This window comes from Kitasatospora sp. NPDC058190, assembly GCF_042883685.1.
GTDB lineage: Bacteria > Actinomycetota > Actinomycetes > Streptomycetales > Streptomycetaceae > Kitasatospora.
Window position 1 is genome coordinate 32,253 of the sequence record NZ_JBHVVI010000046.1, and the last position, 20,475, is coordinate 52,727.

Below are 20,475 nucleotides of genomic sequence, written 5' to 3' on the forward strand. Positions count from 1 at the left end.
CCGGTGGCCGAAGAACAGTGGAGGCACCATCGGGTCTCCAGGAAGGATCAGACATGATCAACAGGCGTGCCTTCACCAAAGCGGTCGGTCTCGGCGTGGGCGCCACGGCCGTGTCGGTCGGCGCGGCATCGAACGCGCCTGCCGCCTTCGCGGCCGGTTCCGACCGGCCCGGCCGCCCGGCCCCGGTCATCCCGACCATCACCCCGGGCACCCACACCACGTTCACCGACCTGAAGCGGGTGCAGGCCGGCGTGCTCGACATCGGCTACGCCGAGGCCGGACCCAAGCACGGACCCGTGGTCATCTGCCTGCACGGCTGGCCCTACGACATCCACAGCTATGTCGACGTGGCGCCGCTGCTGGCGGACGCCGGCTACCGGGTGATCGTGCCGTACCTGCGGGGCCACGGCACCACGACCTTCCTGTCCCCGACGACCGTCCGCACCGGGCAGCAGTCCGCGATCGCCCTCGACATCATCGCCCTGATGGACGCCCTGAAGATCCACGAGGCGGTGCTGGCCGGCTTCGACTGGGGCTCGCGGGCCGCCGGCACCATCGCGGCGCTGTGGCCGGAGCGGGTCAAGGCCCTGGTGGCAGTGAGCGGTTACCTCATCGTCAACATCCCTTCGCAGAAGAACCCGCTGCCACCGAAGGCCGAGCACACCTGGTGGTACCAGTACTACTTCGCCACCGATCGCGGCCGCATCGCCATGGAGACCAGGCAGAACCGGCACGACCTGTGCCGGCTGGTGTGGGAGGAGACCTCCCCCACCTGGAAGTTCGACGACGCCACCTTCGAGCGCACGGCCGCGGCGTTCGAGAACCCCGACTACGCCGCCATCGTGATCCACAACTACCGCTGGCGCCTGGGCCTGGCCGACGGCGAGCGCCGCTACGAGCACTACGAGCAGCTGCTCGCGGCCCGACCGCCCGTCACGGTGCCGACCATCGCCCTGGACCCCGCCCTCGACCCGTTCCTGCCCACGACCGACGGCACCGGGTACCGGAAGTTCTTCACCGGCCGGTACGAGCACCGCGTGCTCACCGGCATCGGCCACAACGCGCCGCAGGAGGCACCGACGGCGTTCGCCCAGGCCGTGGTGGACGCCGACCATCTGTGACCCACAAACGTGTCGACCACATGGAGGTACGAACGTGAGTGATCCCAGCCCCAGCACGCACGAACAGGCGGCGGACATCCGCAAGGCCCGATTCGGCGCGCTCCCGGAACGTGTCCCCTTCGAGGACATGGTCGAGGAGAAGGCGGTGCTGTCGGCGAATCAGGTGGCGGACGCCTATGACCCCGACGCGCTGGCGGTCAGGTTCTCCTGCCTGGCAGCGGATCTGGGCCTCTGAGCACAGCAGGTCAGGCATGACCCGGCACTGGCAACAAGGCGTTCGGGTCCGCCCCCACCAGGGGACGGACCCGAACTCGCTGTGCCCCGGCCTCAGGCCGGCTGCGCCGCACCCCGGCGTGCCGTCCAGGCCAGCAAGCCGGCCTGGACGACGAAGAAGACACCGCCGCCGGTGGCGTAGACGGACAGCACATCCAGCGAGGGCTTGTGGCCCGCCGCCTGGATGTCGTAGTAGACGCCCACGACGAAGGACAGGCCGCCGGCAACCAGCATCGGCCACTGCCTGCCCAGCTCGGGCCCGCGACGCCGGACGCCGACCGCCACCTGAGCCGCGCCCGAGACGACGGCCCAGACGCCGAATACGCCGAGCACCGCGCTCACCTCGCGCGTGGAGCCCGCCACGCCGAGACCGACCGCGACCAGTGTGCTCAAGGCCCCGTTGAACGCCGTGACGCGCCGCTCCGGTCCGTCCGACACCGACAGGTAGTCGACCGCGGACGACACCGCATCGAGCAGCGGGTAGGCGACGAGCAGCGTGATCGCCGCCGCGCCGAGCGTGTCATGGGCGTGGGCGAAGGCCACGGCCCACACCACCGCCAGGACTCCGCGCACGAGGTACAGCCTCACCAGCGCGGCGCGTCCGTTGACCTGCGCGTTCACCGCCGCCGAATTCGACATCACCGTCACTGTGTTCACGACTCTCTCCTCGTTCTCTTCAGCAGTCTGTGTTCGGCCTTGAGGGGGGTCAGTCGCGCGAGGCACGGACGCAGCGGAAGCTGCTCGCGGCACTCGGGTCGCCGTGGCCGGTGTAGCGGGAGACCATCGGGTAGCGGCACACGTCGCGGGCGACGGTCCGGCCGGTGGCGGTGGTCAGGGTGGCGTGCAGCACCGCCGGCGCCTTGCCCTGCTCGACCCAGGCGGTCAGCGCCGCCAAGTCGTCGACCTTGCCGCCGTCCAGGCCGCAGTGCGAGACGCCCGGTGCCAGGAACAGTCGGTAGAAGTCGTCGACCTTCTTCGTCCCGCCCATGTTCTCGTCCACGCGCCTGCGGTAGTCGACCGTGCCCGCGGTGGGGATCAGCTGGTCGGCGTCGCCGTGCCAGGTGATCAGCTTGCCACCGGCGTTGCGGAACGCGGAGAGGTCCGCGTCGCGGGTGCCGATGACCGGGTCGTACTCGGCGCGGGCCTTCCGGAAGATCTCGTCGAACTGCGCGTAGGTGAGGTTCGCGGTGTCGGCCGAGGGCTGCTTCTCCACGAACGTGGCGGCCCACACGGCCGGGACGAAGAACGGCGAGCCCGTGGTGACGCCGTTCGCGTCGGTCTTGCTGGCCGCCAGGGAGCGGAAGTCGGCGCCGATCGGCAGCCCGTACCAGAGCCGCTTGCCGTTCACGTCGCGCGGGCCGTCCCAGATCTTGTGGACCACCTCGGCGTCCGCCTCGGTGATGGTGACCTGCTTGCCGTCGCACTCGATCCGCGTGCCGACCAGGCGGCGTGGGTCGAAGTCGCACCGCTGCGGGTCGCTGACCAGGCCGTCGACCACGCCGTCGAGCTTGTCGCAGGCCTTGAGGGCGGCCTGGTTGAAGGCGTCGAACTCGCACCCGGTCGGGTAGGTGTGCGCCTCGTTCATCACGACCTGCGGCCACAGGGTGGCGATCTCGAACTGGTTCCAGTTGATGCCCGGCGCTGCGGCGTTGATGCCGTTGAAGTCCGTCGGGTACCGCTGGGCCTCCAGGTAGCCCTGGCGGCCGCCGGTGGAGCAGCCGTTCCAGTAGGAGTAGGACGCCGCCTTGCCGTAGACGTCGGTCACGACCTGCTTGCCGACCAGTGCCATCTCGTGCGCGGAGCGCGAGGCGAAGTTGCCCAGGAGCGCGGTGTCGACGTGTCCGGAGGTGTCCAGCGCCCAGCTGGTGTCCAGGGCTCCGCCGACGCCGGCGTCGGTCGTGGCGGCGGCGTAGCCCTGCTTGACGGCCGCGGCGAGCCCGGCGGCGTAGGCGAGACCGCCGACCGCCTGGAAGCGGCCGTTCCAACCCGTCTGCGGCAGCCAGACGTTCACCTTGGCGTGGTCGTTCGCGCCGGGGTGGGTCAGCGTGACCGTCACCTCGCAGTGCGCCGGGACGTCCGGAACCGTGCCGCCGCCGAGCGGCGGGCCCCCGGGCACGTGGAAGGTGCCAGCCGGGACGACGGCCGCGGTCACGGACTCCACCGCGGTGCCCGCCGGGGCCGGAAGACCGAACGGAGCACAGGTGAAGGACAAGGGGCCGGTGGCGGCGAGGTCCGCTGACGCGCTCACCGGTGTGGACACGGCCGCGGCGGCGACCAGGGGAACACTCGCCGCGACGACGGTCAGGAACCGTCGTTTCATGGTCTCTCCTCGGAATCGGGGATGGCGCCATCACTGTGGCCGCAGCGTCGGTGACGGCGCATCAGTCACCTGACGCTCAGTCAGCGAGACGGATCGGAGGCCTGGAAGGGCCGGAAGTGTGAAGTCACATGACCGATGCGTCGGGAACGGGCCGAGGGCGACAGTGAGGACCGCTGGATCCACCGCACCGTTCGAATCCCCTTGGAGAGTTTCCGTGTTCAGCATCGAGAACGGCCGCCTGCGCCGCTTCATCGCCGGTGCCGCCGCCGTCGTCGGCGCGTTCGCCGTCGTCGGCAGCGCGAACGCCGCGACCCAGGACTCGGCCACCGACCGGGCCCCGAAGCCGACCGTCGTCCTGGAGCACGGCGCGTTCGCCGACGGCTCCGGCTGGGACGGCGTCATCGCCAAGCTGCGCCGCGACGGCTACCCGGTGGTGGCCGCCGCCAACCCGCTGCGCGGCCCGGCCACCGACGCCACCGCGCTGCGCAGCCTCGTCGACCACATCAAGGGCCCCGTCGTCCTGGTCGGCCACTCCTACGGCGGTTCGGTCATCAGCGAGGCCGCCGTCGGCGAGCCGCGGGTCAAGGCCCTCGTCTACGTCGCCGCGTTCCTGCCCGCGCCGGGCGAGTCCGCGCTGCAGCTGACCAACCGGTTCCCCGGCTCCACCCTGCCCGGCACGCTGGACCCGGTGCCGTTCACCAACGCCGACGGCAGCACCGGCACCGACCTGTACATCCAGCAGGACACGTTCCGGGCCCAGTTCGCCGCCGACGTCCCGGCCGACCGGGCCGCGCTGGCGGCCGCGTCGCAGCGGCCGATCGCCCAGGCCGCGCTGACGGAGAAGGCCACCGTCGCCGCCTGGCAGACCGTACCCAGCTGGGACATCGTCACGACCGAGGACCTCAACATCCCGGCCGCCGCGCAGCGGTTCATGGCCGAGCGCGCCCACGCCCACACCACCGAGGTGGCCGCGTCCCACTCCGTCGCGGTGTCCCACCCCGGCCTGGTGGCCGGCGTCATCGAGCAGGCCGCCCGCGGCAGCCGCTGACGATCCCTCACCATCCGGCCACTGAAGAGCGGCCCCCGAACGCCGGGAGGGCGGAGGGCGGTTCCCCCGTCCTCACCCTCCGCCCTCCCGGCCCTCCTCCCCGAGCTGGCCCGGTGCCCGGCGCGCGGTCGTACTCGGCGTCAGCTCGCGGCGGGAGCTGCGCACCGTGCTGCCGTAGCCGTCCCACGGGCCCGCCGGACATGGGCGATCACCGCATGGCGGTCACAGCATGGCGGTCACCGCCCGGACAGGGCGCCGTCGATCTCGCGACGGGAGGAGATCCCCAGCTTGGCGAACACCTTGCGCAGGTGCCATTCGACCGTACGAGGGCTGAGGAACAGCTGCGCGCCGATCTCCGCGTTCGGGTGTCCGGCGGCCGCGAGGCGGGCGATCTGCGCCTCCTGCGGGGTCAGGACCGGCGCGCCGACGGTCCGCTTGCGGGCGGTCTCACCGGTGGCGAGCAGCTCCCGCCGGGCCCGTTCCGCGAACGCCTCCATACCCATGTCCACGGCTGACTCGTGCGCCGCCCGCAGCTCCGAACGGGCCTGCGCGCGCCGGTTCCGGCGGCGCAGCCACTCCCCGAACAGCAACCGGGCCCGGGTCTCGAACACGCCGAGCCCGCCCTGGCCGAAGTGGTCCACGGCCTCGCGGTAGCGGTCCTCGGCCTGCTCGGGTGCCCCGGTCAGGGCATCGGCGACCGCCTGCGCGCCGAGGGCCCAGGGTGTGCCGGCCCGGCTCCAGTCGGCCAGCTGCTCGCGCGCCCGGGCCGCCACGGCCGGCTCGCCGGCCCGGGTTGCCGCCTCGACCAGCTCGCCGCACGTCCAGAAGTGCACCACAAGGTCCTTGTGCTCTCCGCCGCGCAGCGCCGCTTCCATGGCGAGCGGATAGTTGCCCAGGCCGTTGTGGAGCACGGCCCTCGCGCACGCGGCTACGCCGACGAGTCGGCCCAGACCGCGCTGCTCGCCTTCGTGTTCCATCGCCTCGATCGCTTCCAGGGCCGGTCGTTCCCGTCCCTGGTACGCGCTGATCAAGGCCGCCGTGGCCGTGCGCGTCACCGAGCCGGTGGCCTTCTCCAGGGTCGCGGCCTCGGCCAGCAGGTCGCCCGCTTGGGAGAAACGCCCCGCGAAGCCCAGCGCGGACGCCCGGTAGGGCAGCGCCGTCGAGAGGAGCGACAGGGTTCCCGTCCGGCGGGCGAAGCGGACCGCCCGGTCGCCGATGTCCAGCCAGCCCTGGAGGTCGCCCAGCTCCGCGGCGGCGTTCGCGGCCGCCCACAGGACGGACGGGTCCTCCTCGTCGGTGAGGGAGCGCAGCGCCCGCGCCAACTGCGGGAAGGCGGCGGCCGGCCCGTCCACGCTCCGGGCGACCAGGGCACGGAGGAAGACTCCGGCCGGCTCGTCGCCGGGCGGCAGGTCGCGAGCGGCCTCGGCGACCCGGCGCAGTGCGCCTTCGTCGTACCGGCCGGCCCAGATGGCCGCGTCGAACGCCGCGAGGCAGGTCTCCCGCGCGAGGGCCGGGTCGAGGTCCCTGAGCCGGCCCGCCGCGTCGAGCAGCGGCTGCACCGCACCCCTCCCCGAGTCGGTCATGGCTGACGCCTTGGCCCTCAGCCGACCGGCATGGGCCTGCTGCAACCGGTCCAGCGGCCCCAGCTCCGCGGCGGCGAGCAGGTCGGGAACCCGAGCCGGCACGCCCGCGGCGACGTTGGCCGCCGCGGCCGCCAGTGCGCGCCGCGCCCGCTCCTTCGGGTCGGGGGTGAGCGCCGCGGCCCGTTCCAGGAAGGAAGCGGCGGCCGCCCGACCACCGCGCGCCAGGGCCCGGTCGGCGGAGCCCTCCAGTGCGGCGGCGACCTGCTCGTCCGGCCCGACCGCGGCGTGGGCCCGGTGCCAGGCCCGCCGGTCGGGGTCGCGCTCGGCGTCGGTGGCCTCGGCCAGGGCGGCGTGCGCCGCACGCAGCGCTGCGGCATCCGCGCCGCGCCATACCGCCGAACGCACCAGCGGGTGCCGGAACCGCACCGAGGCTCCCAGGGTGATCAGGTCCGCGGCCTCAGCCGGTGCCGCGGCCTCCGGCCCGATTCCCAGCAGGCGCAGAGCACGCCACAACAGCGGCCCGTCGCCGACCGGTTCGACCGCCGCGACCAGCAGCAGGGCGCAGGTGTCGCCCGGCAGCGCGTCCACGCGCCGACGGAAGCCGTCCTCGACCCGGGTCGCCAGCGGGCCGGCGCCGGGCCCGCCGAAGCCGAACGCCAACTCCGCCGGCGACAGGCCCCGGGGCAACTCCAGCAGGGCGAGCGGATTCCCGCCGGTCTCGGCCACGATCCGGTCCCGCACGCGGGCGTCGACCGGCCCCGGCAGCACGCCGTCCAGCAGTGCCCGGGCGTCGGCATCGGCCAGCCCGCACAGGGGAAGATCCGGCAGGCCGGAGAAGGCCTCGTCCCTCCTGCCATCGGTGATCCGCTCGGCGAACACCAACGCCACCGATTCCGCGTCCAGTCGACGCCCGACGAACGCCAGGATCCGCTGGGACATCAGGTCCAGCCACTGCGCGTCGTCGACCAGGCACACCAGCGCAGACCGGGCCGCCGCCTCGGCGAAGAGACCGAGGACCGCCATCCCGACCAGCAGCATCTCGGGCGGGTTTCCCGTGCTCAAGCCGAACGCGACCCGCAGCGCGTCCTGCTGCACCTCCGGCAGCCGGTCGAGGTGCGACAACAGCGGGGCGCACAGCCGTTGCAGGGCCGAATAGGCGAACTCGGCCTCGGCCTCGACGCCGGCCGCGCGTACGACCTGCCCCTGCCCCGCCTGCCCGGCCAGATGGTCGAGCAGCGCCGACTTGCCGGCGCCCGCCTCACCCCGCAGCACCAACACCCGGCTGCGCCCGCCGCGCACCTCGCGCAGCAGACGGTCCAGCGCCTCCACCTCCCGGGCGCGCCCGAGCAGTTGGTGTTTCACGCACTGCGCCATGGCACCTCCGGGAAGAAGTTCCTCCCGGAGGAGCTACGCCCATCCTACGAAGAGCGGGGCCGGCCGAGCCGCACGGGTTCGGCTACGGGGTCCGGTCGAAGCCGACCTTGTCCTGGACGCAGCCGGAGGCTTGACTGGGAACACCCGAGAGGATGTCAGCACGGCGCCTCGGGCGCATCATTCGTCTGACCTGCGGTCACGCACGTCCGTGGTCGCCAGAGGGTCTCCGGGGTCCGGCGGGCCCCACACCACCGCGCCGTTCCACCTCAACGTCCTGAAGGCGTTGCGGAGTTCTTCGGCCAGGAGCTTCGGCGGCTCCCAGGCGGCGAAGTGGCCGCCCTTGTCGACCTCGTTCCAGTGGATGATGTTGCCGAAGGTCCGCTCGCCCCAGCTGCGCGGCGCGGGGTAGATCTCGGCGGGAAGGACCGTCACCGCGACCGGCACCTTCGGAATGGACACGGCGTTGAACGGTCCGCCGCCGGCGTGGGCGCCCTCCCAGTACAGCCGGGACGACGACGCGCCGGTGCCGGTCAGCCAGTACAGCGAGATCGCGTCGAGCATCTCGTCGTACGTCGGGACCTTCTCCGGCTCACCACCGGAGTCCGTCCACTCCGCGAACTTGTCGTAGTACTGGTCATTCCTGGGCACTGGCGAGGGTGCCGGCGACGAGGGTTGTCAGCATGTCCTCCAGGGTGGTGGTGAAGTCCATGCGCAGGGCGGCGAGCGAGGGATCGGCGTCATAGGCGGCGAGCATGGCGGCGGACGGTCGGGCATGGGTCCACACCGCGCCGCTGACCATGACGGCCGGGGCGCAGAACCGGTCGGCGTGGCCGCCGAGTTCGGGCAGGTACTGGCGGGCGAGTGCGGCCAGAGCGGCGACGTTTTCGAGGGCCGCTCGTTTGTAGCAGGCGGCCACGTCCGCGGAGACGTTGTGCTCCAGGACGCCCGCCTGGGCGCTGAGCAGGTCGCACAGTACCCGGTGCCGCGCGAGGGAGCGCGCCAGGACGGCGGCGAACTCCCGGCCGCGCCGGATCGGCGGGGCGCCGGGGGGTGACCTGGACGGCGAGCTGTTCGGGTAGGGCGGCGGTCCACTGCCGCCAGTCGCGGTCCAGCAGTTCCAGCAGTTCCAGCAGGATTCAGTCACCCTCGGCCCGACCGCCATCGCGGACTCAGCGTCATATGACTGATGTGCGACGGATGCACCGCACGTGACAGTGATGACCGATCGGTCTCACGACAGAGCACAAGGAGCTTGACATGACTCGCACGTGGTTGATCACCGGCGCGTCCCGGGGCTTCGGGCGGCGACTGACCGAAGCGGTTCTGGAGAGAGGAGAGCAGGTCCTGGCGACGGCTCGGCGGCCGGAGCAGCTGGCGGACCTGGTCTCCCGCTACGGGGCGCGGGTCCGTACCGCGGACTTGGATGTGACCGACGCGGCTGCGGCCCGTGCCGCGGTGGACAGCGCGGTCGCGGCGTTCGGGCGGCTGGACGTGGTGGTGAACAACGCCGGATACGCCAACAGCGGCCCAATCGAGGAGATGGCGGAGAAGGACTTCCGCGAGCAGTTCGAGGCGAACTTCTTCGGGGTCGTCAATGTCACCCGGGCCGCGCTGCCGGTGCTGCGCAAGCAGCGGTCGGGAGTGTTCGTGCAGTTCTCCTCCCTGGGCGGCCGGGTCGGAGGCACCCCGGGCATGGGCGCCTACCAGAGCGCGAAGTTCGCCGTCGAGGGCTTCTCCGAAGTCCTGGCCAGTGAGGTCGCCCCGTTCGGGGTGAAGGTGGTCATCGTCGAGCCCGGCGCCTTCCGGACGGACTGGCAAGGCTCATCCATGGAACTGCACCCGGTGGGACCCGACTACGAGGAGACCATCGGCGCCATGAACCGCTACCGCCAGGAGAACGACGGCACGCAGCCCGGCGACCCGGCCCGCGCCGCCCGGGTGATCATCGACGTCATCGGCCACGACGACCCGCCACGCCGGCTGCTGCTCGGCGCCCAGGCCGTGACCGCCGCCCTGACCGCCGGTGAGGCACGGGCGGACGAGACGCGGAAGTGGGCCGAGGCGAGCGCCGCCGCCGACTTCCCGACGGGGCAGTGAGCCACCGGCCTCGGCGCCGCCGGTACGGGCCCCGGCAGGCAGCCGGGCCTCCGAGCAACACCAACCCCAGTGCCGTCACGGCCCGTCGCGGCGGCCGGCAAGGAGAAGACGTGAACAGCAGCCAGCTCTTCGAGGGTGTCGCACACCCCCGGCAGCACACCTCTCCCGCCCCCGGTCGCTCGGGCTCACCGCTGCGCGACTACGTCTTGCACAGCCTTCCCGCCACCCTCAGCGACCTCTCGGCAGAGCGTCTGACGTATCAACAACTCGCCGATTCCCAGGAGCAGATGCTCCGGAACGTCACTCCGCAGTGCCTCTCCGAGGACGACGAGCGGACCGCGCGCCTCCTCCAGCTCGATCTGCTCTTCCTGCTCAGCGGCTACGCGCCCGCGGGGCCGCAGGCCGCACCCCGCGCCCTGGCCGAGCTGATATCCGCCCAGTGCGGCAGGTTCCCCGCCCTGGATCCCCATCTGAGCTACGAGCTCCTGATCGACGTCAACTGCGAGGAATACCGGCGCGGCGGGGACATCCGGGTGTTCTCCGCAGGCCGGGACGCCGCTCTCGAACGGGACTTCTACCTCGGCCACCACCTCTCCGAACCGTGGGCGAAGTCGGCCGCCTACGGCCTGCGCTCGCTGGTCCTGCCGGCGGCCGCCGCCCGACCGGCCGCGGTCCTGGACGACGTCGTCGAGTGCCTCGCGGAATTCACGCGGTACATGGCCACGTACCGCAGGCTGTCACAGCAGGCGTTCAACCGGTTCCGCCCCTACCACATGGGCCATCCCGGCGGCCCGCGCGGCGCGAGCGGTGCGTTCATGCCCAGTGTCCACCTCCTCGAACTGGCCCTGCTGCCGCCGTCGAAGGGGTACGGCATCTTCCTGGACCAGTCGATGTCCTACTTCCCCTCGTGGTCCCGGCCCGTCATCGCGCGGTGGCGCGGCGACTCCAGCCGCGGGGCGAACGTGTCCCAGCGGCTGCGGGACGGACGGCTGGTGCTCGACCGCGCGGGCCGCGACCGGTTGGTCAGGGTGATCGACAAGTTCGTGGACTTCCGGATGGCGCATCTGGGCGTCACCCGGCACGCGCTCCCCGAGGCGTTCCGGGAGCGGACCGGGCTGACCCGTCGCGACATCCGCGAACAGGGCGGCGAACACGACATCCTGGACGGCCGGGACCCCGGCACGTCGGGGTTCAACGTCCGGCACGTGCTCACCAATGCGGTGTACCGGCTCCTCGCGCTTCGCGCCGATCTCGCCCACCCCGGCTCCGCTCCGGCCAACCAGTAGGCAGGCAACCGATGTCAGCATTCCGTGTCGCGGTCGTCGACGCGTTCGGCACGTCCTTCGGGTTCACCGACGCGTTCGGCGCGGTGGGCGGCGAGGTGATCCAGGTCCGGAGCACGCCCGTCCCTCCGGTCGGAGTCGATCCGGTGGACGACCGGGCCTTCGGTCATCTGCTGCTCCACGACGGCGAGTTGGAGGTCCTGGCCGCACAGCTCGCCGCGCTGGGGCCGGTCGCGGTCCTGGCCGGTCGTGAGACCGGGGTGGAGCTCGCCGACGCCCTCTCCGAGCGGCTGGGGCTGGCCTCCAACGGCACCGCCCTGAGCAGCGCGCGGCGCGACAAGTACGTGCAGATCGAGACGATCAAGGCTCAGGGCGTCCCCGGCATGCGGCAGCTGCGAACCGGTGACGAAGCCGAACTGCTGGCCTGGCACGAGAAGGTGGGCGGGACCGTGGTCGTCAAGCCCCTGCGCGGCTACTGGGGTGACGGCGTGTCGTTCTGCGACCTGCCGCAGGACTCGGTCGCCGCGCTGCGCAGGCTGCGCAGCCGCCGTACGGTGCTGGGCGAGCCGATCACCGAGGTCGTCGCCCAGGAGTACCTGGTGGGCGCCGAGTACATCGTGAACACGGTCAGTTGCGCGGGTGTGCACCAGCTGACCGACGCCTGGCGCACCGAGCGGATCGAGGCCAATGGGGTGCGGGACCTGGTGACCGCGCAGGTGCTGCTGCGCTCCGACGAACAGCCGGTCGGCGAGCTCTTCGACTACGGCCGCCGGGTGCTGGACGCCCTCGGCATCCGGTACGGCGCGGCGCACCTGGAGATCAAGCTGACCCCGGACGGCCCACGGCTGGTCGAGGTGGGCGCCCGCGTTTCGGGGCTGCCCTACTACACGGCCGAGGTCCTGGGCGAGGGCCAACTGGAGTGGACCGTCGACGCCTACGTCCGGCCCGAACGGTTCCGCGCCCGGGCGGGCCGGCCCTACCAGCGGCGGCACGCGTTCGCCTGGGCGGCGCTGGTCGCCCCGGCTTCGGGACGGCTACGGGGCTACCGCGCGCTGGACCAGCTCAAGCAGCTGGCGAGCTTCCAGTCCCTCACCGTGCTGGTGAGGCCCGGCGACGCGATCACCGCGACAACCTACGATCGCGAATACCCGGCTACCCTGACGCTCAGCCACCCGGTGGATGCCGTCCTGCAGCGCGACCTCAACACGGTGCGATACCTGGACGGCCCCGGGATGTACGAGATCACCCCGGCGGCCGACTGACAGGTTCGCCGTCCAGATCGCCATCGCTCCGGCCTGCGCCGCACGAATCGAGGCGGACCTGTGGGTGATCGGACCTGAGCGTCCGGTGCTCACCGCGCCGGTTTGGTGCGTCGGCCGATCCTGCTGCCGAGCCAGACCAGCGGGTCGTACTTGCGGTCCGCGACCCGTTCCTTGAGCGGGATCAGCGCATTGTCCGTGATCTTGATGCGCTCGGGGCAGACCTCGGTGCAGCACTTGGTGATGTTGCAGTAGCCCAGCCCGTGCACCTCCTGCGCATCGGTCTGCCGGTCCACCGTGTCCAGCGGATGCATGTCCAGCTCGGCGATCCGCATCAGATAGCGCGGCCCGGCGAAGGCGTCCTTGTTCTCCTCGTGATCACGCACCACGTGGCAGGTGTTCTGGCACAGGTAGCACTCGATGCACTTGCGGAACTCCTGCGAGCGCTCGACGTCCTCCTGCCGCATCCGGTACTCGCCGGGCCCGAGGCCCGGCGGCGGCGCGAAGCTCGGAATCTCGCGCGCCTTGACGTAGTTGAAGGACACGTCCGTCACCAGGTCCCGGATCACCGGGAAGGCCCGCAGCGGTGTGATGGTCACCGGCTGGTCCGGCGGCAGCGCGGACATCCGGGTCATGCAGAGCAGCCGCGGCCGCCCGTTGATCTCGGCGCTGCACGAGCCGCACTTGCCGGCCTTGCAGTTCCAGCGGACCGCGAGGTCCGGCGCCTGGTCGGCCTGCAGCCGGAGCACCAGGTCGAGCACCACCTCGCCCTCGTGGACCTCGATCCGGTACGAGGTGAAGCCGCCGCCGGACACGTCACCCCGCCACACCCGGAACTCAGCGTGGTACGTCATTCCTGCACTCCTTCGGACAGCTCCTCGGCCGTCAGGTACCTCGCCAGCTCCTCGCGCGTGAACAGCGCCAGCAGATCGGGCCGGGCCACCCCGTTCCGCTCGCGGGCCACCTCGATCCCGTCCCCGCCGTACCGGCAGACCAGGTTGACCTTCCGCCACTCCCGGTCCATGCCGGGCCGGTCCTCGCGGGTGTGGCCGCCACGGCTCTCGGTGCGCGTGAGCGCGGCGCGAGCCACGCACTCGGAGACCAGCAGCAGGTTGCGCAGGTCCAGGGCCAGGTGCCAGCCGGGGTTGAACTGCCGGTGACCCTCGACCACCGTACGGGCCGCGCGCTCACTGAGCTCGGCCAGCTTCTCCAGTGCCTGTCGCATCTCGCCCTCGCGGCGGATGATGCCGACCAGATCGTTCATGGTCTGCTGGAGCTCCTGGTGCAGGGCGTACGGGTTCTCCGCGCCCCCGCCCGCGCCCCGCGTCGTGTCGAACGGCGCCACCGCCTCCCGCACGGCCTCCTCCAGCTGCGCCTCGTCGATCGCCGGACGGTCCACCAGGCCGCGCGCGTACTCGGCGGCGTGCAGCCCGGCCCGGCGGCCGAAGACCAGCAGGTCGGAGAGCGAGTTGCCGCCGAGGCGGTTGGATCCGTGCATTCCGCCGGCCACCTCGCCCGCCGCGTACAGACCCGGGACGGCGGGGCTGGCCGCGGTGTCCGGGTCCACCTCGACCCCGCCCATCACGTAGTGGCAGGTCGGCCCGACCTCCATCGGTTCGCAGGTGATGTCGACGTCCGCCAGCTCCCTGAACTGGTGGTACATCGACGGCAGCTTACGGGTGATCTCCTCGGCCGGCAGCCGGGTGGAGACGTCCAGGTAGACCCCGCCGTGCGGGGTGCCGCGGCCTGCCTTGACCTCGGCATTGATCGCCCGGGACACCTCGTCGCGCGGGAGGAGATCGGGCGGGCGGCGGTTGTGGTCGGGGTCGGCGAACCAGCGGTCCGCCTCCTGCTCGGTCTCGGCGTACTGCCCCTTGAAGACCTCCGGAACGTAGTCGAACATGAACCGGCGGCCGTCGTTGTTGCGCAGCACCCCGCCGTCTCCACGCACCGACTCGGTGACCAGGATGCCCTTGACGGACGGCGGCCAGACCATGCCGGTCGGGTGGAACTGGACGAACTCCATGTGCAGCAGGCCCGCCCCGGCCAGCAGCGCGAGCGCGTGGCCGTCACCGGTGTACTCCCAGGAGTTGGAGGTCACCTTGAACGACTTCCCGATTCCGCCGGTCGCCAGCACCACCGCCGGTGCCTCGACGACGAAGAACCGCCCGCTCTCCCGGTCGTAGCCGAAGACGCCCGCGACTCGGTCGCGGTCCTTCATGACCCGGGTCACCGTGCACTCCTGAAGGACCTTCAGCCCGGACTCGTACCGTGTCGGATCCTTGGGGCCGGACGCCCGGTGGTCCTCCTGCTGCAGCGAGACCACCTTCTGCTGCAGCGTGCGGATCAGCTCCAGCCCCGTCCGGTCGCCGACATGGGCCAGGCGCGGGTACTCGTGGCCGCCGAAGTTGCGCTGCGACATCCGACCGTCCTCGGTCCGGTCGAAGAGCGCGCCCCAGGTCTCCAGCTCCCAGACCCGCTCCGGCGCCTCCTTGGCGTGCAGCTCGGCCATACGCCAGTTGTTGAGGAACTTCCCACCGCGCATGGTGTCGCGGAAGTGCACCTGCCAGTTGTCGTTGCTGTTGACGTTGCCCATCGCGGCGGCGATCCCACCCTCGGCCATCACCGTGTGCGCCTTGCCGAGCAGCGACTTGCAGATCACCACCACGCGCAGCCCCTGCTCGCGCACCGCGATCGCGGCCCGCAGACCCGCCCCACCGGCGCCCACCACGACCACGTCGCAGCCGTGCCGCTCGAGATCAGCCATGCGCATGTCCTCTCAGCTCACCAGAGGGTGGGGTCGGCGAAGGCCCCGGACGCCACCAGGTACACGTACAGGTCGGCCAATGCGACGGAGGCCAGCGAGCACCACGCGAGCTGCATGTGGCGGGCGTTCAGACGACTGACGGTCAGCCACATCCGGTAGCGCACCGGATGCCTGGAGAAGTGCTTGAGCCGTCCGCCGACGATGTGCCGGCAGGAGTGGCAGGACAGCGTGTACGCCCAGATCAGGGCGACGTTCACCAGCAGGACGAAGCTGCCGAGCCCTGCGTGTCCCCACGCGCCGGCAGCGTCACGGAAGCCCAACGCGACGTCGTAGGTGAGGATCGCGGCGAACGGGAGAGCCAGGTAGAAGAAGTACCGGTGGGCGTTCTGCAGGATCAACGGCATCCGGGTCTCGCCGCCGTAACGGGCGTGCGGCTCGGCCACCGCGCAGGCCGGCGGCGAGGACCAGAATGCACGGTAGTAGGCCTTGCGGTAGTAGTAGCAGGTGACCCGGAAGCCCAGGGGGAAGACCAGCACCAGCAGCGCGGGCGACAGCCTCCACCAGCTCCCGAACAACGCCCAGTCAGCCCCGCCTCGTACGCTCACGCAGTTCGCGGCCAGGCAGGGCGAGTAGAAGGGGGAGACGTACGGCGCCACGTAGTAGTGCGTCCCGTCGAAGGCTCGCCAGGTCGCGTAGCCCACGAAGGCGAGCAGGCCGGCGACCGTGGCCAGTCGCGGGAGCCACCAGCGGTCGGTACGCAGGTGCCCTTGCGGAATGCCGGCCCGGCCCGGCCCGTGGACGCCCGTACCGGTGGGCCGATCGGTTCCGGTCCTCACATCCGACCCTCCTCGCCGCGGCGGGCTCCTCGCCCTGGATCGCCACGAGTGTGGCGCAGGTCACCCTACGGGCAGCTCCAGCGCCAGGACCGGCCCGTCACGCTCGCGTCGGGGCGATGTCCACCAACCGGCCGCATCGCCCGCACGACACCCGGCATCGCCGCGAAGGAACGCGTCGACCAGGAGCGGGGTCGCACCCGTCCTCGCCCGGCGGACCGGGTCCGAGATCGTCACCGCCTCCGCTCGGGCGAGGGCAGGAGCCTCGCGCCCCTTCCCGGGGGCGACAACCCGCCTCGGCCCTACGATGCCCGGCGTTCCACGCCGTCGAGCAGCAGGCCGAGCCCCAGTTCGAACCCGCGGTCGTCGAGGCCCGTCGCGCCGCCGCCGCGGGCGGAGGAGCCGTCCAAGGCGTCCGCGAGCGCCGGGTACTGCGGCCGGTACGCGGCCGGTGCGCGGGTGAAGCCGGCGGTGAAGGTCTCCAGTGCGGAGCCGAGTACCAGGTAGTCCAGTGCCGCGGCGACCTCCGCCGCGTCCGCGGGGCCCAGGCCGGCCCGCCCGAGGAGGGCGAGCAGCGCGTCGTAGCCGCGCAGCGCGTTGTCCGCTTCGACGCGGCGGCGGGCGAGCAGGGCGACGGTGTTCGGGTGCCGCAGGAAGACCGCGCGGTAGCCGCGCGCGTACGCCGCGAGGCCGGCCCGCCAGTCGGGATCACCCAGCGGTGTGTGGTCGATCTCGTCGTTGACCAGCTCGGAGACCGCGTCGACCAGTTCGTCCTTGCTCTGTATGTGGTTGTAGAGCGACGCCGCCTTGACTCCGAGCCGCTCCGCCAGTGCTCGCATGGTCAGGCCGTCGGCGCCTTCCTCGTCCACCACCTGGAGCGCGGCGAGCGCGATCCGCTCGCGGGTCAGCACTGCCTTGTTCGGTCGGCCCACCGAAAAATCCCCTCTTCCGCTCTGCGCGTCCGGGAGCTATCGTGCCAGACCAACAGCAGTTGCTAACAAAGTTAGTTTTATCTGGAGGGCGCAGCTCGTGGCCGAGAACACCCCAACCGATGCCGACCGGCTGGTCGCGCTCGGCTACCAGCAGGAGCTGCGGCGCAGCCTGACCGTGCTCGGAAACATCTCCATGGGTTTCGCCGTCGTCTCCCCGGTCGTGGGGCTGTACGCGGCCGTGCAGGTCGGCATGAGTGTCGCGGGCGGGGCCTGGGTCTGGGCGCTGCCGCTGTGCCTGCTCGGGCAGTGCCTGGTCGTCGCCGTCTACTCCGAGCTCGCCTCGCAGTGGCCGCTGGCCGGCGGCGCGTACCAGTGGAGCAGGCGGTTGGTCGGCCCGGCCGCGGCCTGGTTGAGCGGCTGGATGTGGCAGTTCGCCGTGATGTTCGGCAACACCACCGTCGCCTACCTCGCCTCACCCTGGCTCTTCGCGCTCTTCGGCGCCGTCCCGACGCCCGCCGAGCAGGTCCTCGTCTCGGTCGGCTTCATGCTCTTCTGCACCCTGGTCAACGCCTACGGCATCAACTTCCTGCGCTGGTTCGTGAGCCTGGGCATCGCCGCCGAAGCCGTTGCCTCCGTCCTGGTCGGCTTCACCCTGCTGCTGGTCTTCCGGCAACACGGCTTCTCGCTGCTCACCGACTTCCTGCACGCGCCCGCCGGCCTCGGCATCAGTGACACCGGCGCCCTGCTCGCCGCCGTGGCCGTCGCCGGCTGGGCCTTCATCGGCTTCGACGCCTGCGTGTCGACCGCCGAGGAGACCAAGGACGCGGCCAGACAGGTGCCGAGAGCGATGTGGTGGTCGCTGCTCAGCGTCGGGCTCGTCGTCATCCTCAACGCCGTCTCGGTCGGGCTCGCCCACCCCGACCCCGCCGGCGTCGTCGCCGGCAAGGACCTCGACCCGGTCACCACCGCCGTCACCCACGCCTTCGGCGGCTGGGCCGACAAGCCCTTCGTCCTCGTCGTCCTGATCAGCTTCACCGCCTGCCTGATGGCCTCCCAGGGCGGCGCCGCCCGCGGTCTCTACTCCCTCGCCCGCGACGACGTCTTCCCCTTCTCCCGCCACATCCGCAAGGTCAACAAGCACAAAGCACCGATCGGCGGCCTCATCGCCGCCACGGTGATCAGCTGCGCCGCACTGCCGCTCGGCCTGAGCACCTCGGCCATCGGCAGCCTGATCACCTTCGGCAGCGCCGCCACCTTCGTGCCGTTCTTCCTGCTCACCCTCGTCGCCCTGATCGCCCGCCTGCGCCGCACCTGGAAGCCCGCCGGAGCGGTCGGCTACGGACGCCTCGGCACCCCGCTCAACCTCCTCGCGGTGCTGTGGACCGGCTTCGAGCTGGTCAACATCTGCTGGCCGCGCGCCATCCTCGCCCCGGCCGGTGCACCCTGGTACCAGATCTGGGCAGCGCCGCTCGGCGTCGGCGCGGTCACACTCGCCGGCCTCGCCTACCTGCTCGTGCGCCGCCCCGACCGCCGCATGCGCGGCGCCGACCAGGACCGCCCGCTCACCGACGAACTCGCCCCCGCCGTCCTGTAGCCGGCGGCGGCTCGGCCGGCACCACGTGCCGCGGTGCCGTACCGAGGGTCTCAGTACGGCGCCGCGGGCACGTCGGTGGTCACCGCCGACTCCGTGCCGCTCTCCGCCCGCAGCGACATCCAGCGCACCACCCGTCGAACCGTTCGACCGAACCACCCTGGAGACATCCGCATGACACGCGCATTCGACGTCGTCGAGACAGGTATCGCCGACCTGCGCGCGGCGCTGGAGAAGGGCGAGACCACCGCGGTCGGCCTGCTCGACGCCTACCTCGCCCGGATCGAGGCCTATGACCGACCCGGCACCGCCACAGCGCTCAACTCGCTCGTCGTGATGAATCCGGACGCCCGCGCCGACGCCGAGGCCTCCGACGCCCGCCGCGCACGCGGCGAGACCCTCGGTCCGCTCGACGGCATCCCCTACACCGCCAAGGACAGCTACCTCGCCAAGGGCCTGACCGCCGCCGCCGGTTCACCCGCCTTCGAACACCTCGTCGCCCAGCGCGACGCCTTCGCCATCGAGCGGCTGCGCGCCGCCGGTGCCGTGCTCATCGGCCTGACCAACATGCCGCCGATGGCGAACGGCGGCATGCAGCGCGGCGTCTACGGCCGCGCCGAAAGCCCCTACAGCGCCGACTGGCTCACCAGCGCCTACGGCTCCGGCTCCTCGAACGGCTCGGGCACCGCCACGGCGGCCTCGTTCGGCGCGTTCGGCCTCGGCGAGGAGACCTGGTCCTCGGGCCGGGCGCCCGCCTCGAACAACGCCCTGTGCGCCTACACCCCCAGCCGCGGCGTGATCTCGGTGCGCGGCAACTGGCCACTCGTACCGACCATGGACGTCGTGGTCCCGCACACCCGCACCATGGCCGACCTCCTCGAACTGCTCGACGTCATCGTCGCCGACGACCCGGACACCCGCGGCGACCTGTGGCGGTCCCAGCCCTGGGTGCAGCTGCCCGCACCGTCCCAGGTCCGTCCGGCCTCCTACCCGGCGCTGGCCCCCGCGGACGCGGCAGCGGCGCGCGCGACGCTCGCCGGCAAGCGCGTCGGCGTGCCCGGGATGTACATCAACGCCGACCCCGACGCCGGGACCAACCCCGACGGCGGCATCGGCGGCCGGACCGGACAGCGGATCGACACGCGCGCCTCGGTCATCGCCCTGTGGCAGGCCTCCCGCCGCGATCTGGAGGACGCCGGCGCCGAGGTCGTCGAGGTCGCCTTCCCCGTGGTGACCAACTACGAGTCCGACCGCCCCGGCGCGCCGTCCCTCCTCACCCGAGGCCTCGTCAGCCGCGAGTTCCTCACCCGCGAGATCCTCGACCTGTCGGCCTGGGCCTGGGACGACTTCCTGCGCGCCAACGCGGACCCCGCACTGGCGACCCTCGCCGACGTCGAGGGCGCACGCATCTGGCCCAAGCACCCCGGCGAACTGCCGGACCGCTACACCGGCTTCGACGACGTGATCGCCGACTACCCGCGGCTCGTGCGCGACCGTCCGTACGCGTCGATCACCGAGATCCCGCACCTCGAGCAGGGACTGCGCGGACTCGAGGAGACCCGCAGGATCGACCTGGAGACGTGGATGGACGAACTCGGCCTGGACGCCGTGCTCTTCCCCACGGTCGCCGACGTCGGCCCTGCGGACATGGACGTGAACGAGGCCTCCGCCGACCTCGGCTGGCACAACGGCGTGTGGGTCGCGAACGGCAACCTCGTACCGCGCCACCTCGGAATTCCCACGGTGACCGTCCCGATGGGCACCATGACCGACACCGGCATGCCGGTCGGGCTGACCTTCGCCGGCCGCTCCTACGACGACACCACCCTGCTCCGGCTCGCCGCCGCCTTCGAAACGACCGGGCGACGCCGCACGGAACCGCCGCGCACCCCGCGCCTTCCAGTCGACTGACGGACCACCGGGGCCCAAGGGCTCGCGGGTTCACGCCCTCCCGACCGCGATCTCACAGACCGAAGAGGCCGCTTCCACCAGAA

The 20,475-nt window shown here is 71.9% G+C and carries 17 protein-coding genes; 8 read left to right on the top strand and 9 right to left on the bottom strand.

Going from position 1 to position 20,475, the window contains the following annotated elements; all coding sequences use genetic code 11:
- Positions 1-53 precede the first annotated feature (53 nt).
- Both ACFVWU_RS21640 and ACFVWU_RS21645 read left to right on the top strand, forming a co-directional pair.
- Positions 54-1,121 (top strand): alpha/beta fold hydrolase, encoded by a 1,068-nt coding sequence (locus tag ACFVWU_RS21640; protein WP_387623320.1) that lies wholly within the window; start codon positions 54-56, stop codon positions 1,119-1,121.
- 34 nt (positions 1,122-1,155) lie between these two features.
- Entirely contained in the window at positions 1,156-1,356 is a 201-nt protein-coding gene (locus tag ACFVWU_RS21645; RefSeq protein WP_387623323.1) for a hypothetical protein, read from the top strand.
- Between the two features lie 92 nt (positions 1,357-1,448).
- On the opposite strand, the gene ACFVWU_RS21650 is transcribed toward ACFVWU_RS21645, so the two are convergent.
- Entirely contained in the window at positions 1,449-2,033 is a 585-nt protein-coding gene (locus tag ACFVWU_RS21650) for a DUF308 domain-containing protein (protein WP_387623385.1), read from the bottom strand.
- 67 nt (positions 2,034-2,100) lie between these two features.
- Positions 2,101-3,714, bottom strand: a complete 1,614-nt coding sequence (locus ACFVWU_RS21655) for a tannase/feruloyl esterase family alpha/beta hydrolase (RefSeq protein WP_387623326.1) — start codon at positions 3,712-3,714, stop codon at positions 2,101-2,103.
- A 214-nt stretch (positions 3,715-3,928) separates the two neighbouring features.
- Here ACFVWU_RS21655 and ACFVWU_RS21660 point away from each other — a divergent pair, with 214 nt between their 5' ends.
- On the top strand, positions 3,929-4,762 hold the full coding sequence (locus ACFVWU_RS21660; RefSeq protein WP_387623328.1) for an alpha/beta fold hydrolase: 834 nt from the start codon (positions 3,929-3,931) through the stop codon (positions 4,760-4,762).
- Between the two features lie 236 nt (positions 4,763-4,998).
- Here the strand turns inward: ACFVWU_RS21660 and ACFVWU_RS21665 are convergent, their stop codons facing one another.
- The 3 genes from ACFVWU_RS21665 to ACFVWU_RS21675 all read right to left on the bottom strand — a co-directional run bounded on the left by ACFVWU_RS21665 (position 4,999) and on the right by ACFVWU_RS21675 (position 8,863).
- Positions 4,999-7,719, bottom strand: coding sequence for an AAA family ATPase (locus tag ACFVWU_RS21665; protein WP_387623331.1), 2,721 nt, complete (start codon positions 7,717-7,719; stop codon positions 4,999-5,001).
- Positions 7,720-7,896: 177 nt separating this feature from the next.
- The gene (locus tag ACFVWU_RS21670) at positions 7,897-8,367 is read right to left on the bottom strand and encodes a hypothetical protein (protein WP_387623333.1); all 471 of its coding nucleotides are present in this window, start codon (positions 8,365-8,367) and stop codon (positions 7,897-7,899) included.
- Complete coding sequence (locus tag ACFVWU_RS21675) at positions 8,354-8,863, bottom strand: hypothetical protein (protein WP_387623336.1); 510 nt, start codon at positions 8,861-8,863, stop codon at positions 8,354-8,356. The genes ACFVWU_RS21670 and ACFVWU_RS21675 overlap by 14 nt, the downstream gene beginning before the upstream one ends.
- Positions 8,864-8,976: 113 nt before the next feature.
- Between ACFVWU_RS21675 and ACFVWU_RS21680 the strand changes: the two genes are divergently transcribed.
- From ACFVWU_RS21680 to ACFVWU_RS21690, 3 genes are all read left to right on the top strand, one after another.
- Positions 8,977-9,816 (top strand): oxidoreductase, encoded by an 840-nt coding sequence (locus tag ACFVWU_RS21680; RefSeq protein ID WP_387623338.1) that lies wholly within the window; start codon positions 8,977-8,979, stop codon positions 9,814-9,816.
- A gap of 110 nt (positions 9,817-9,926) precedes the next feature.
- Complete coding sequence (locus ACFVWU_RS21685) at positions 9,927-11,102, top strand: hypothetical protein (RefSeq protein WP_387623341.1); 1,176 nt, start codon at positions 9,927-9,929, stop codon at positions 11,100-11,102.
- An 11-nt stretch (positions 11,103-11,113) separates the two neighbouring features.
- Entirely contained in the window at positions 11,114-12,361 is a 1,248-nt protein-coding gene (locus ACFVWU_RS21690) for an ATP-grasp domain-containing protein (protein ID WP_387623343.1), read from the top strand.
- An 89-nt stretch (positions 12,362-12,450) separates the two neighbouring features.
- Here the strand turns inward: ACFVWU_RS21690 and ACFVWU_RS21695 are convergent, their stop codons facing one another.
- The 4 genes from ACFVWU_RS21695 to ACFVWU_RS21710 form a co-directional block, all read right to left on the bottom strand.
- Complete coding sequence (locus ACFVWU_RS21695; RefSeq protein ID WP_387623345.1) at positions 12,451-13,212, bottom strand: succinate dehydrogenase/fumarate reductase iron-sulfur subunit; 762 nt, start codon at positions 13,210-13,212, stop codon at positions 12,451-12,453.
- Complete coding sequence (locus ACFVWU_RS21700) at positions 13,209-15,125, bottom strand: fumarate reductase/succinate dehydrogenase flavoprotein subunit (RefSeq protein ID WP_387623348.1); 1,917 nt, start codon at positions 15,123-15,125, stop codon at positions 13,209-13,211. Before ACFVWU_RS21700 ends, ACFVWU_RS21695 begins: the two co-directional genes overlap by 4 nt.
- A gap of 17 nt (positions 15,126-15,142) precedes the next feature.
- On the bottom strand, positions 15,143-15,961 hold the full coding sequence (locus tag ACFVWU_RS21705) for a hypothetical protein (RefSeq protein ID WP_387623351.1): 819 nt from the start codon (positions 15,959-15,961) through the stop codon (positions 15,143-15,145).
- A gap of 299 nt (positions 15,962-16,260) precedes the next feature.
- Complete coding sequence (locus ACFVWU_RS21710) at positions 16,261-16,890, bottom strand: TetR/AcrR family transcriptional regulator (protein WP_387623354.1); 630 nt, start codon at positions 16,888-16,890, stop codon at positions 16,261-16,263.
- Positions 16,891-16,987: 97 nt separating this feature from the next.
- On the opposite strand from ACFVWU_RS21710, the gene ACFVWU_RS21715 reads away from it, so the two are divergent.
- Positions 16,988-18,484 (top strand): APC family permease, encoded by a 1,497-nt coding sequence (locus tag ACFVWU_RS21715; RefSeq protein WP_387623357.1) that lies wholly within the window; start codon positions 16,988-16,990, stop codon positions 18,482-18,484.
- Positions 18,485-18,655: 171 nt separating this feature from the next.
- A complete protein-coding gene (locus ACFVWU_RS21720; protein WP_387623359.1) occupies positions 18,656-20,392 on the top strand; it encodes an amidase in 1,737 nt (578 codons plus the stop codon).
- Positions 20,393-20,475 lie beyond the last annotated feature (83 nt).